The 12,697-nt window shown below is 62.6% G+C and carries 11 protein-coding genes; 8 read left to right on the plus strand and 3 right to left on the minus strand.

Annotated features, from left to right (window positions below; translation table 11 throughout):
* Nucleotides 1-2 precede the first annotated feature (2 nt).
* The 3 genes from ACNQOP_RS06800 to ACNQOP_RS06810 are packed head-to-tail and all read left to right on the plus strand — an operon-like array spanning nucleotide 3 to nucleotide 2,968.
* Entirely contained in the window at nucleotides 3-902 is a 900-nt protein-coding gene (locus ACNQOP_RS06800; RefSeq protein ID WP_416403750.1) for a carbohydrate ABC transporter permease, read from the plus strand.
* A 19-nt stretch (nucleotides 903-921) separates the two neighbouring features.
* Complete coding sequence (locus tag ACNQOP_RS06805; RefSeq protein ID WP_284987384.1) at nucleotides 922-1,932, plus strand: LacI family DNA-binding transcriptional regulator; 1,011 nt, start codon at nucleotides 922-924, stop codon at nucleotides 1,930-1,932.
* A gap of 25 nt (nucleotides 1,933-1,957) precedes the next feature.
* Nucleotides 1,958-2,968: a YdcF family protein gene (locus ACNQOP_RS06810; protein WP_416403751.1), complete on the plus strand. Its 1,011-nt coding sequence runs from the start codon at nucleotides 1,958-1,960 to the stop codon at nucleotides 2,966-2,968.
* On the opposite strand, the gene ACNQOP_RS06815 is transcribed toward ACNQOP_RS06810, so the two are convergent.
* Complete coding sequence (locus tag ACNQOP_RS06815) at nucleotides 2,965-5,046, minus strand: glycoside hydrolase family 3 protein (RefSeq protein ID WP_416403752.1); 2,082 nt, start codon at nucleotides 5,044-5,046, stop codon at nucleotides 2,965-2,967. The genes ACNQOP_RS06810 and ACNQOP_RS06815 overlap by 4 nt on opposite strands.
* Before the next feature lie 75 nt (nucleotides 5,047-5,121).
* Between ACNQOP_RS06815 and ACNQOP_RS06820 the strand changes: the two genes are divergently transcribed.
* The 3 genes from ACNQOP_RS06820 to ACNQOP_RS06830 all read left to right on the plus strand — a co-directional run bounded on the left by ACNQOP_RS06820 (nucleotide 5,122) and on the right by ACNQOP_RS06830 (nucleotide 7,017).
* Nucleotides 5,122-5,658 carry a GNAT family N-acetyltransferase gene (locus ACNQOP_RS06820; RefSeq protein ID WP_416403753.1) on the plus strand — a complete coding sequence of 179 codons (537 nt, stop codon included), beginning with the start codon at nucleotides 5,122-5,124 and terminating at the stop codon, nucleotides 5,656-5,658.
* 172 nt (nucleotides 5,659-5,830) lie between these two features.
* Complete coding sequence (locus ACNQOP_RS06825; RefSeq protein ID WP_257369847.1) at nucleotides 5,831-6,355, plus strand: RNA polymerase sigma factor; 525 nt, start codon at nucleotides 5,831-5,833, stop codon at nucleotides 6,353-6,355.
* Nucleotides 6,352-7,017, plus strand: a complete 666-nt coding sequence (locus ACNQOP_RS06830; RefSeq protein WP_257369846.1) for a hypothetical protein — start codon at nucleotides 6,352-6,354, stop codon at nucleotides 7,015-7,017. Before ACNQOP_RS06825 ends, ACNQOP_RS06830 begins: the two co-directional genes overlap by 4 nt.
* A gap of 68 nt (nucleotides 7,018-7,085) precedes the next feature.
* Here ACNQOP_RS06830 and treS read toward each other — a convergent pair whose 3' ends face one another.
* Nucleotides 7,086-9,365 carry a maltose alpha-D-glucosyltransferase gene (gene treS / locus ACNQOP_RS06835; RefSeq protein WP_416403754.1) on the minus strand — a complete coding sequence of 760 codons (2,280 nt, stop codon included), beginning with the start codon at nucleotides 9,363-9,365 and terminating at the stop codon, nucleotides 7,086-7,088.
* 278 nt (nucleotides 9,366-9,643) lie between these two features.
* Between treS and ACNQOP_RS06840 the strand changes: the two genes are divergently transcribed.
* On the plus strand, nucleotides 9,644-10,048 hold the full coding sequence (locus ACNQOP_RS06840; RefSeq protein WP_416403755.1) for a DUF1801 domain-containing protein: 405 nt from the start codon (nucleotides 9,644-9,646) through the stop codon (nucleotides 10,046-10,048).
* An 81-nt stretch (nucleotides 10,049-10,129) separates the two neighbouring features.
* Here ACNQOP_RS06840 and mtr read toward each other — a convergent pair whose 3' ends face one another.
* A complete protein-coding gene (gene mtr / locus ACNQOP_RS06845; protein ID WP_416403756.1) occupies nucleotides 10,130-11,554 on the minus strand; it encodes a mycothione reductase in 1,425 nt (474 codons plus the stop codon).
* 125 nt (nucleotides 11,555-11,679) lie between these two features.
* Between mtr and ACNQOP_RS06850 the strand changes: the two genes are divergently transcribed.
* On the plus strand, nucleotides 11,680-12,657 hold the full coding sequence (locus tag ACNQOP_RS06850; protein WP_416403757.1) for an NAD-dependent epimerase/dehydratase family protein: 978 nt from the start codon (nucleotides 11,680-11,682) through the stop codon (nucleotides 12,655-12,657).
* Nucleotides 12,658-12,697: the final 40 nt, after the last annotated feature.

Here is a 12,697-nt window from a genome sequence, read left to right on the forward strand (position 1 = left end):
CCATGACTGCCCTGGCTACGCCCCCGAAAAGCCGCCGCGCCCTTGCCACGTCCGGCAGGGCGGAGTACGCCAAGGAAAAGCCGAGCTATCTGTCCACCGGCATCCTGATCCTTGGTGCGCTCTACTGCCTGTTCCCCGTGGTCTGGGTGGTGGCTGCCGCCAGCAAGGACGGCACCGAACTGTTCTCCACCTTCACATTGGCGCCCAGTACGCATCTCTGGGACAACATTGTGGAGCTCACCGGATACCGCGACGGCCTGTTCTGGCGCTGGATGCTCAACACTGCCCTCTACGCGGGCGTCGGAGGCATCGTGTCAACGTGGGTGTCGGCGCTATCGGGCTACGTCCTGGCCAAATACGACTTTCCCGGCAAATCCGGGGTCTTCAAGGTCCTGCTCATGGGTGTGCTGGTCCCGGGCGTGATCCTGGCCATCCCGCAGTACCTGATGCTCGCCCAGGCCGGGCTCACCAATACTTACTGGTCGGTGCTCCTCCCCCAGATCATCAGCCCTTACGGCATCTACCTGGCCCGCATCTACGCTGCTGCTTCGGTTCCGGGCGATGTCATCGAGGCCGCGCGGACAGAGGGTGCCAAGGAAATGTACATATTCAACCGCATAGCCGTCCCCATGATGCTCCCGGGCCTGGTTACCATCTTCCTGTTCCAATTCGTGGCGATCTGGAACAACTTCATGCTGCCGTACATCATGCTTGGCGACGACCACCTGTTTCCCATCACGGTTGGGCTTAACGGGCTGCTGAACCAGGGGGCCTCCGCGCCCGCGCTCTATACCTTGGTTCTTGCGGGTGCCCTGCTATCCATCGTTCCGTTGGTGATCATGTTCCTTCTCCTGCAACGCTATTGGAAGGTGGATCTTGCCGCTGGCGCCGTGAAGGCCTAGCGATAGGTAGGCTGTGGTCATGACTCACGCCACCCCCAAGCCGCGGCCCAAGATCGACGATGTGGCCGCAGAAGCCGGCGTTTCCCGAGGTACTGTTTCACGGGTTCTCAACGGTGGGCACTGGGTCAGCCCGTCAGCCCTCGCGGCTGTCAACGCAGCCATCAAGAAGACGGGATACCGGGTCAATCCCCATGCCCGGAACCTTGCAACCAACCGGGCCAATTCCGTGGCTTTCCTACTCACCGAGACCCAGGAACGGCTCTTTGAAGACCCCAACTTCGCTGTGTTGATGCGCGGTGCGGCGGACGCGCTGGCAGTGCACGATATTCCGATGGTCCTGATCCTGGCTGGCACCGACGACGAACAGCGCCGCGCCACGGACTTCCTCACAGCCGGCCATGTGGATGGTGTCCTGCTGGTCTCCTCCCATGGAAGCCGGAAGGGCATCATTGCCGACATCATTTCTGCTGGTATTCCGGCGATCGCCTGTGGCGTTCCCTTGGGGTTCGAAAAGAAGATGGGCTACGTGTCGGCCGACGACTACGAGGGCGCCCGGGACGTTTTGCGTTACCTGCGCGACGGCGGTCGGCAGCGGATTGCCACCATCGCCGGCCCTGCGGACACTTCGGGTGGAACCCGACGCCTGGAAGCGTACCGCGACCACCATGGTGAAGGTGTTGATGAGGCTCTCATCGCCCAGGGCGACTACAGCCGTGAAAGCGGAGCGAAGGCGATGAGCGAACTCCTGGCCCGGGCAAAGGACATTGATGCCGTCTTCGCCGCGAATGACCTCATGGCGCTTGGCGCGATGGACGTACTACGTGAAGCCGGCCTAACAACTCCGGGTGATGTCGCCGTCGTCGGCTTTGACGACATCAATGACTCCCGGGAAACAGCGCTCACCACGGTTCGCCAGCCGTTCGATCGCATCAGCGAAGAGATGGTCCGCCTCCTGCTGGACGTCATCAGCGGCAAACGGCCGGCCGCAGTCACGATTCCCACGGAGCTGATCATCCGCGAAACGGCCTAGCCACGGCACCGAATAGGCTTGGAGCATGCTGAACCTGGTCCTTGGACTTCTTTTCGCGGGCCTCTTCCTCGCCTCCTACCAGTCGGACCGCCGGAGGCTGCGTAATGGCGTGCTGCTGCTGGTATCCATCTGGTTCCTCCTCCAGACGATCCTGAACTTCCTGGTCGCCCTTAACCCTTGGTTCGAGTGGCTGAACCTCGTGGTTCTGGTGGTCCCCGTCGTGAGCATCTTCGTGTTCGCGTCCTTCCTGATCGCCAACGGAATCACGATGGTCCGCCGGGAAGGTCCGGGCATCACCAGCTTCCTCCCGATTGCCGTGGGACTCGCAGTTTTCCTGGCACCCGTTGTTGCTTTCCTTTTCGTTTTGAGCGGGCAACCCGTCCTGGCCGGTATCGCGGCCCTGGCGTTCTTCCTCTGCGCCTACCTTGGCTGTGCGTTCGTGGTGTTCCTTGGATACGCCTTGGTGTACTCGCGGATGCGTTTCAGTCCCAACCCGGCAGCTGTGATCGTCCTGGGTTCCGGCCTGATCGACGGCAAGGTCCCGCCGCTTCTCGCCGCGCGCTTGAACAAGGCCCTGGAAATCTACGACGGCGTCACTCCCGTCAGGCCTGTACTGGTGCCTTCCGGGGGCCAAGGCCCGGACGAACCCCGGCCGGAGTCTGCGGCAATGAAGGAGTACCTGGTATCGAAAGGTGCCGCGGACGGTGACGTCCTGGAGGAAAACCAGGCCACCACGACCCGCGAAAACCTGGCAAATTCCGTCGCACTCCTGGCGGCAAAGGGCATCCACGGACCGTTGCTGGTGTGCACCAACAACTACCATGTGCTCCGCGCGGCGCTCCTTTCCCGTCGGCAGAAGATCGACGCGGAAGTGGTGGGTGCCCCGACGGCCAGATACTTCGTCCCCAGTGCTTTCCTCCGGGAGTTCGTGGCCGTGATGAGGGACAACCGCCTGACAAACATGGTCCTTTGCCTGCCGATGTTCGGGATTGCCCTGCTCATCACGGTGGCACTGGCAAACTCTTCCGTGGTTTAGCTACGGGTTGGGCGTCCCGTGGTGAACGTGTGGTTCCACCGGGTCACGGCGCCCTCGGTAAAGACGTAGCCCTTCACGGGAACTGCCGTGACGGTCACCGTTCCGTCGGGCTTCCTGTAGGTCCCGGCGGCGATCACCTTGCCATCAATCACGTAGTTGACCCCCACCGCCGCGGGGATGGCGTAGGAGTCCTGTCCGCGACCGGGCTTGTCCGTAAACGTGACGGCTGCCGGCGTCGCGGTGTCGTAACTCAAACCGAAGCCCAGCGGCAGAAGGACGCCGCCGCCGTCGGCTGCTGGTATGTTGACCGGCAGTTTGCCGGCGGGGTTCACTGTGCCGGCGATGGCCCGCACCACCCCGTGGAAATTGACGTTCGTTGTCCCGTAGCTGTTCAGCACTGCCGCAGCTCCCGGAAAAACGCTGATGTCATAGGGATTACGGGTGGCGATGACGATGACGGGTTTACCGGTCCCGGCGAGCTCGGCCACCATCTGTTGCTGGGCCGCGTTGGACGTTGCGTTGTACGAGGTGAAGACGACTGCGTCCACCTTGTTGGCCGCCGCTACAGCCCGCGCCCTATATGCGTTGGAGGGCGAACTCCCGTTTTCGTAGTCTTCGGTGACAGCAAATCCCTGGTCCTTCAGTTTGGGCCCTACCAGTTCGGGCCAACCTGAACCGGACCCCACCATCAGTACCGAAGTGCCCGGGGCCAGCGGCAACACGCGATCCTGGTTCCGCAGCAAGGTAACGGCGCGGTCCGAGATCTGGTTGGCCGTTGCCAGATTCCCTGCCGTGCCGACCAGACTGTCCACGCTGGCGGTATCCGTAAGGGGTTGCTTGAACACTCCCCGCTTGACCTTCCATTCGAGGATCCGCCGTACGGATTCGTCGAGGCGGCTTTCGCTCAGTTCACCGGACCCGACGGCGGCGCGAACCCCTGCGAACGACGCGTCCACATCGGGGGAGTTCAGGAGGATGTCCGAGCCGGCCTGGATGGCTTTGACCGCTATTTCTTCCTGAGGCCACTCCGCTGCCATGGCTGCCATGTCCAGGGCGTCCGTGGTGACCAGGCCCTTGAACCCGAGTTCATCGCGGAGTAATCCGGTCAGTACCTTATGCGAAAGGGTTCCGGGCATGTCCGGATCGATGGCCTGGACGATGATGTGGGCTGTCATGACCATGTCCACGCCGGCGTCGATGGCCGCCTTGAACGGTTGAAGGTGCTTGTTCAGCGTTTCGCGGTTATAGGTGACCGTGGGAAGACCGTAGTGGGAGTCCACTGAGGTGTCGCCATGCCCGGGGAAGTGCTTGGCGGCAGCTCCGACGTCCTGCGATTGCATCCCATTGATTTGCGCGACACCCAAGGAGCTGACAAGGGCGGGGTCCTCACCCATGGAGCGGATTCCGATGACCGGGTTGTCGGGGTTGGAGTTCAGGTCAAGCACCGGGGCGAAGTCCACGTTGATGCCCATGGCACGCATCTCAGACCCGAGAATCGTCCCCTGTGCCTGGGCGAGGTCCTTGTCCGCCGTGGCGCCGAGGGCCATATTCCCGGGGAGGACTGTGGCAGGGGGTCCGATGCGTGCAACGGGGCCGCCTTCCTGGTCGATGGTTACCGCCAGGGGAATGCCGTTTCCGTCAGCTCCCATCGCCCGTTTCTGCAGGCCGTTGGAAAGTCCCGCGACTTGCCGGGGGTTGTTGGTGTTGCCGGACCACGCGAAATAGAGGACGCCGCCAAGGTTGTACTTTTCCACCACTTCGCCGGGGGTGTTAACGCCGTACCGTTCCTGGTTGCTTGCCGCCATGGACGTGTCATCCGCGGACGAGCCGTAGACGTGGGTCCAGGTCATCTGGCCGATCTTTTCGTCCAGGGACATTCGCGCAATCATCGCCTCGATGTCCGGTGCGGAGCTGGCCGCCGTCGTACGTGCCGCATTGGTGGGCACGGCCGCAACCGCGGTGCCTGCGGTCGTCATGAGCAGTACTGTGGTGGCCGCCGTCAAGAGGGTAGTTCCTTTTCCGGGCATCTGCATTCCGATCGGTTGGTTGAGCAGCGATGTGTTTACGGGATAAGTCATGTATATGACAAGAAAGTAGATTTGTCTCCAAAGGGCGGGTCGGCGCGGGATTGCTCTCCGTATAGAGTCGTCTGCATGTTCGAACTCGTAGCTCCCGACGTGTCCTTCCATCAGTCCTTCATTGAGTCCCACGGCGAATGGGACGGCGCCCACCAGGACGGCGCGGGACTGTTCCCGGACGACAACGTCAGCACCCGGGAAGGCTTTGCGGCATGGGTGAAACGGCTGACCGATGCCGAGCATGCACCCGAGAAGGACGGCATTGTTCCGTGCACCTACCGCTGGATTATCGAGGGCGAAAGGTATGTGGGAGCCGTTGCCTTCCGTCACTACCTCACCCCGTACCTCCTTAACTCCGGGGGCCACATAGGCTATGGCGTGCGGCCGTCCGATCGGGGGAGGGGAGCGGCGTCGTGGGCTTTGCGGGAGGTCTGTGACCGGTTGTCGGTGCAGGGGGAGCCGGAACGCGTCCTCCTGACCTGTGATGACGCCAACGAGGCTTCCGCCAAGACAATTGAGCGCTGCGGCGGAGTGCTTGAGGACGTTCGAACCGGAACGGACGGCCGCGACTTCCGGCGCTACTGGATCGGGATACCGGCGTCGCTCAGCTGATCCGGGGCCTGTTCACCCTCCCGTCACCCGGCGCTGTTAGGCTGCCCGGCACTACCCGGCTGACCAGGAGGACCGCATGACGGAGGCAATCCCACTGGGTGCCGACGTCGTGCCTTCCGCCTATTTTTCGGAAGTTGGTTACATTCTTCCTACTGCCGGACATTAACCGGGTATGAGCTCGCAAACGGAGCAGGGGGATCGTGTGGAGTCGGCCAGGCAAGAGCATTTCCTGGCAGCACACGCGGCCTGCCATGACCAGGTTTACCGGTACTTCCTTCGTCGAACGGAAGGGGTAGCCGCGGCGGAGGACCTATGCGCAGAGGTTTTTCGGATCGCATGGGAGAAGTCCCTTGACCAGGAACTATCCGTCCTGATGGTGTTCGGCATAGCCCGGAACGTCCTCCGCAACCACTACCGTTCAAACCTGCGCTCCCTTAACCTCACCCAGCAGCTGGGGCAACAGCGGATCCCCCTCCCGGGTTCTGAAGGCGGCGCCCTCACTGAGGCGTTGGACCAGCTCAAGCCGGAGGAGCGGGAGGTACTCCTCCTGACCTATTGGGACGGGTTCAGCTCGGTCGAGGTTTCAGCGCTCCTCGGTGTCAGTGGCACGGCCGTCCGGATGCGTCTCTACAGGGCGCGGAAGTCACTAGGCCAGCTACTTCGGACAGATCCAGCCATAGAGGATGTGCAGCAATGAACAGCAAGGAAACGCTGGCTCGCCTCTCCGCAGCCGACCCCGCCTTGGCAGTCACCGAAGAAGACCTGGCCCGAAGCCGGGAAAGAAGCCTCGCAGTCATGCGCACTGATGCGGAACAACTCGCCGTCGGCAGCTCCGGAGAGCAGTCGCCTTCCCGTCGGCTCAGGCTGGTGGCAGGGCTCGGCCTGGTAGCCGTTGCCGCTGCCGTGATCGTTGGGGTGGCGGTCACCGAGACATCCTCGCAAGTGGTCCAGCCGGCGGAGCCCGCCGTCAGCTCCCCCCTGCCTGAAGTCACGGGCGTCCGGATGCCGACTTTCGAAGCCCGGATCGTCACCGGCGCCAACGGCAACAAAGCGGCCGTGGCTACGGACCCGGAAGCGGAGAACCAGATGGATGCCCTCAACACGGGAACGCTCGGCCTGAACGGTGGCGGATGCATAGCCCGTGTGGACCCCGACGGCAGTTCCAGCGGCCTCATTTTCCCCCGCGGAACCCTCATCACAGGGACCGGGGTGGTTCTGCCCGACGGAACAGCCATCAGCCTTGGGCAGCAATTCGCATTCGGTGGAGGCAACTCACCGGAAAACACGGAGCTGGGAGAGTGCGCCCCAACCGGCACGGCTTTCCTGGTCCAGAACTGGGACGCGCTTCCCTCGAAGTAGGCTCGCGAAGTGGCAGTTAATGCCAATGTATTTGGGAAACATTGGCATTAACTGCCATCTCGGGCCTCCTATTCGGTGACTTCTTCCTCCACGGGGTCCTTCAGCAGCAGTGCCGTGCCTTGGAACGGGCGGAGTTCGAGGAAGAAGCTGCAGAGGTCATCGACCTGGCTGATGTCCTCGCCGCTGAACAGATCGTGGACAGTCGCGCCCGGAACAAGGTGTGAGGACTGAATGCTGCCCGCGATGTCCTGGTCCGAGAAGTTCAGGACCGTGACTTGCAGTGCATCGTCAGCGAGCTGGTTCACCAGGACCAGCAATCCCTTGTTCGACACGTCCGGCACGTCCAGGAGTGTGCTGGTGGCAATCCCCGACTCTTCCCGAACCGCGAGGATCTGCTGGAGCCGCCGCGCATAGGAGTTGGAGTCCTTCAGCTGCTCGGGAAGTGGACCGTAGAGGCTCCGGGCCCGAGGCATCCCCGCCAGCGAGGTTGTAGCGTCCGGGCTGGTGCCCATCAGGTCGTGGGCGCCACGGTTAATCCAACGGGTATCGCCCTGCGAGGTCAGCTCGCCCACTGTCTGGCGGTCCAGTGCCGTGACACCGGTGAGATCCCAGCCGGACAAAGCGAAAACACCCGGCTGCAGCGCGTTGTACATGGACAGGAGCACATGCGCGTCCAGGACCTGGGATTCCTGCTCGGGAGTGATGGCCTCCGGGTCCTTGACGCCCAACGCTGCCATCAGGAAGCTCACTGTGGTGCAGGCAATGCCGTTGGTGGTGAAGACCGCGTTGTACGGTCCGTTCTCACCTGTGAGGCGTTCCCGCATGGTGTTCTGGACCTTCTCGGCAACCTCAGCGCCCGTCAGCTCTTCGCCGCCGAGCTCAAAGACGTCGTCCCGGTGGCCGGCTGCGAAGTGAAGCAGCTCGTAGGTGAGTTCGTCGTGGTTCTGGAGTGCGTGGACCAATGAGGCCTGGTCCACGCCGATCTCCATGGCCAGCTTGAGCGTAAGGCGGAGGAACTCGGTGTCGCCGGTGACCAGCGCGTAGTGGTACGCGGGCCTGGTGATGAAGTCGTAGGAGAGGTCCGGGCCGGACTCAGACTGGGACTTGATGTCATCAATGGTGAGGTTGAGCTCCTGGAAGGAGAACCCGCCCACCTTGCGGATCATCGAGCCGATCAGCTGGTTGGCTGCCTCCGACAACGGGTGTCCTTCGGACCAGCCCGGCTCTTCCTCCGCGCTCTTCTCAACGCCAAGGAAGCCGTTGGCGTCAAGGCGCAGGGCACCGGTGCCCAAGTCCAGCAACGAGTGCAGGGCATCGCCCACCACCAGGCGCATGCCTGCGAACGTGGGGTCCAGCCAGTTGATGGAGGGTTGGCCGGACTTGAAGTAGTGGAGGTACACCCAACGGCGCTTCTTGCCTGTGGTGTCAATGATCGGCTTGGTGGCACTCCAGTTGGTTTCCTTGACCCCGGGCTCGTAGAAAATCACGCGCTGGAGCCGGCCGATGATGTAACCCGCCTCTTGGAGGGCCTTCTCCGCCTCAGGGCTGATGTTGACCGAATCCGCATTCTCCGGAACATCCGGCAACAGGTGCCAGTCTTCTTCCGGGATATCGACCATGTGGTAGATGCCCGGGTAGTCCCGGAAATTCATTTCGGCCAGCCGGAAGTCGGCGCCCTTACCGGTGTGACCGGGAACGATGTCGTCAATGACCGTGCCGCCGTGGTCCACGGCGACCTCACACATCTGTCGGAACTCCTCCTCGGTGCCGAAAGCGGGATCGATCGCCATGGAGATCCGGTCAAAGTGCCCGTCAACACTGGGTGTTTGCGACCAGCCGCTGATGCCGCCGGCCAACTTCACGGGCCCTGTGTGCAGTCCGCGGATGCCGATTTCCCGGAAGGCATCCCACAGCTCCGGATCACCGAGTGCCGACAGGAAAGACTGGCCGTCCTTGGTGATGAAGGACAGCGGATACGCCGTGAACCAGACGGGCGCGCGCTCCACAGCTGCCCGCGGATTGGGCCTTGCATAGGAGTTCTGCCACATGCTGGCCTGCCCGGAGAGCTGCCGTGCCATGGTGTTGGCGTCCCCCAGCATCGACTGGTTGCGCAGCCAATCCACATAGGTCTTGTTGAGGCCGTCGAATTCCAGCGACGGCCGGGCCGCGAAAAACTGCCGACGCCGGGCTATGGGCCTCAGCGCTTTGGGGCGGGCGGGGTAGAACTGCTCGTCGAATGTAATCTCGGGCTCAGGTGATTCGGTGACCGCTTCCTGTACTTCTTCCTGCGTTCCGTTGTGATCAGAGCCGACTTCTGCCGCGCTCTCGTTGACTACAGGCTCCCGCACAGCATTCTCCTTTACGTGGTCGCCGCAGCTGCGCCGACCGTCCGAGGGGTCATTCAAGAGGTCACGTACCCGGGCGTACCCGGCGTAATCATGCTAAGCATCCTTGGCAGCTGTTTGTCGACCTCGGGGAGAAGTGAGTCGCGCCGGTTGAGGCTCGACGGCGGATGGCGACCACCGGATCCAGCCCGGACTTCTGAGTTACTCCTGCAACCGTGGTTCAAATTCGAACGGCCCACGCACCCTTCAATTTCCCGAATTGCTGGCGCATACTTTCGGACATGGCTGACCCCCGCGTTGACAGCTACATCGAGTCCCTTCCGGAATGGCAGCAGGCAATCTGCCAAGCAGTCAGGGAGTTGGTGCTCGCCGCAGATCCGGACGTCCAGGAAACCATCAAACGCACCATCCAGCCGTATTTCGTCCTGGATGGCAATATCTGCGCCCTCCTCGCGGCCAAGGACCACGTCAACGTATTCCTTTATGACGGTGGCATTGTCCCGGACCCCCAAGGCATCATCACGGCCGGACACAACAACAAAACGGCCCGCACCGTCTCCTACCGCGAGGGTGAGGCAGTGAACGTCCAGGCACTTGGTGACATGTTCAGGGCCATCATCGCCAATAACCGTGCCGGTGGCTGGCGAAAGATCAAAGCCATCCGGCCGCCCGAAGCCACGCAATAGCGTCCGACTACGCACTGGATCGTGGCACGTTCAGTTCCTCCTGGGATCCACCGACCCGAATCGTTCAAGCCGCCACCCACATCACCCCGCTCCCGTCCCGTTGAACGTGAGGCCGAGCAATGCGTTTTCGGTAACTTCGGGCAGTGCGGGGTGGATCCAGTATTGTTTGGCGGCGAAGTCGCGCACGTCGAGGTCGAAGGCCAGGACGGTGATCATCTGTTGGATGAGGGTGGATGCCTGAGGTCCCATGTAGTGGGCGCCGAGGAGTTTGCCGCTGTTGCGGTCGGCGATGAGTTTGCAGATCCCGGTGGTGTCCTCCAAAGCCCAGCCGTATGCGACGTCTCCGTAGTCCTGGATCTTGACGGTCACGTTGTAGCCGTTTTCGCGGGCCTGGGCTTCGGTCAAGCCCACTGTGGCGATTTGCGGGTTGGTGAACGTGGCCGCGGGAACATGGTCGTGCGGCATTTTTTGGAGGTTGTCCGGGTTCAGCAGATTGTGGCGCACGGAGCGCATCTCGGCGTTGGCGACGTGTTTGAGCATGTAGGGGGAGGAGACGTCGCCAAGAGCCCAGACACCGGGGGCGGAGGTTGACCGCCCGTAGTCATCGACCTTGATGCGACCCTGCCCGGTCATCTCGATCCCGCCGGCGTCCAGGTCCAGCAGGTCCCCGTTGGGGATGCGCCCCGTGGCTACGAGCAGTACCTCCCCTGTCGCGGAGGTGCCGTCGTCGAGCCTGACTGTTATGCCGTGGTCCGTCTGCTCGGCCCCTATGGTGGTCCGGCCCGGCCGGATGTCGAAGCGTTTGGCGGCCAGGGCGTTGAACCGGTCGTGGAGGTCGTGGTCCAGATGCCGCAGGAGCGTTGAGCGGGGAATGATGGTGACGGCGGTGCCGAGGGCGTCGAACACGTGGCCGAACTCCATGGCGATGTAGCCCCCGCCAATGATCACCAAGGACTTGGGCAACTCCGGCAGCCGCATGATGTCCTCGTTGGTGTAATACCGCACGCGCGAAGCTGCGATGGCATCGGGAATCATGGGCCTGGAGCCGGCGGCGATGACTATCTGGTCACCTGAGATGGTTTTTTGGTGGGCGCCGTTGCCTATGCGCAGAGTACGTTCTCCGACGAAGACGGCGTGGTGGTCGTAGACGTCGATGTTGGGGCTCCGCGGGCCACGGCGGTAATCCTCGCCTGAAGCGGCAATGGGGTCGATCCGTTTTTCAAAGATCCGGTTGACTATGCCCGGCCAATCCACGGAGTTGACCTGGGCGTCGAGGCCCAGTTGCTTGGAGTCAGCAATGTCCAGTGCGGTGTCGGCAGTGTGAACGTACATCTTCGACGGGATGCAGCCGACATTCAGGCAGGTGCCGCCGAACGTCCCTTCTTCGATGATCGCGATCGACCGGTCTTCGAACTCCGGTCCGGGAATCGAGTTCCCGGACCCTGTGCCGATGATGATCAGGTCATAGTGCCGGTCCACGGCGATGTCGCTGGTAGGGCTGTCCATTTGGTGATCCTCACTCTGGGCTTCTCTCCACCCTAGTGAACCGATGGCGAATGGACCGGGGGATCGCGCGCCAAGATCCGGTCACGTACAGTGAACACCCACGCCCCACCCAGCGCAGGAGAACCATGAAAATCGTCGTCATCGGTGGCAGTGGCCACATCGGCTCGTTCCTCCTTCCCAGGCTGGTACGAGGGGGACACGAAGTGGTCAACGTCAGCCGCGGCACCAGTACGCCCTACACGGATTCCCCCGAGTGGCAGCACGTCCACCAGGTCACCGCGGACCGCGCGCAGGAGGACCGGGAGGGCACTTTTGGTGACCGGGTCGCGGACTTGAGTGCCGACGTCGTGGTTGACCTGCTGTGTTTCACGCTCGACTCAGCCATTCACTTGGTGAACCGGCTCCGCGGCGAGGTGGGGCATCTGCTGCATTGCGGGTCCATTTGGCGTTACGGCGCGAGCCGGAAGCTGCCCATCTCAGAGGGCTCGCACTCCACCGCGGAGCCGCTGGATGAATACGGTATCCAAAAACGCGACATCGCACGGATGCTGAAGGAAGAAACGGCCGACGGCGGTTTGGTCACCACGTCCCTGCACCCCGGACATATCGTAGGGCCGGGCTGGCATCCGGTTGGCCCGCTGGGGAATTTCGATCCCTCGGTGTGGGAAAGGATCTCCGCCGGACAGCCCCTCCAGATTCCGGGTGGGGGCACGGAGCTGATGCACCATGTGCATGCAGACGACCTCGCCCAGGCGTTTGAAAAGGCCATCGACCGGCGTGAGGCGGCGGCCGGGGAGGACTTCAACATCGTTGCTCCGTCCGCCCTGACGGTGCGCGGCTACCTGGAGATTGCGGCGTCGTGGTTCGGTCAGGAGCCACACTCGGACATGGTCAGTTGGGACGACTTCCGGGGGACGACGACGCCGGAACACGCGGACACCAGCTGGGCCCACCTCTCCCGCAACCACTGCGTCAGCATCGAAAAGGCCAAGGCACTGCTGGGCTATGCGCCAAGTTATGAACCGGAACAGGCTGTCCGCGAGTCCGTGCAGTGGCTCATCAAGAACAACAAGCTGCACGTTGAGAGCCCAATCATGGCCTAAACCCGCCCACCCCCCATGTACAACCCGTGCCCCAACCCCG

Origin of the sequence: Arthrobacter sp. LFS091 (genome assembly GCF_047977885.1) — a bacterium.
GTDB lineage: Bacteria > Actinomycetota > Actinomycetes > Actinomycetales > Micrococcaceae > Arthrobacter.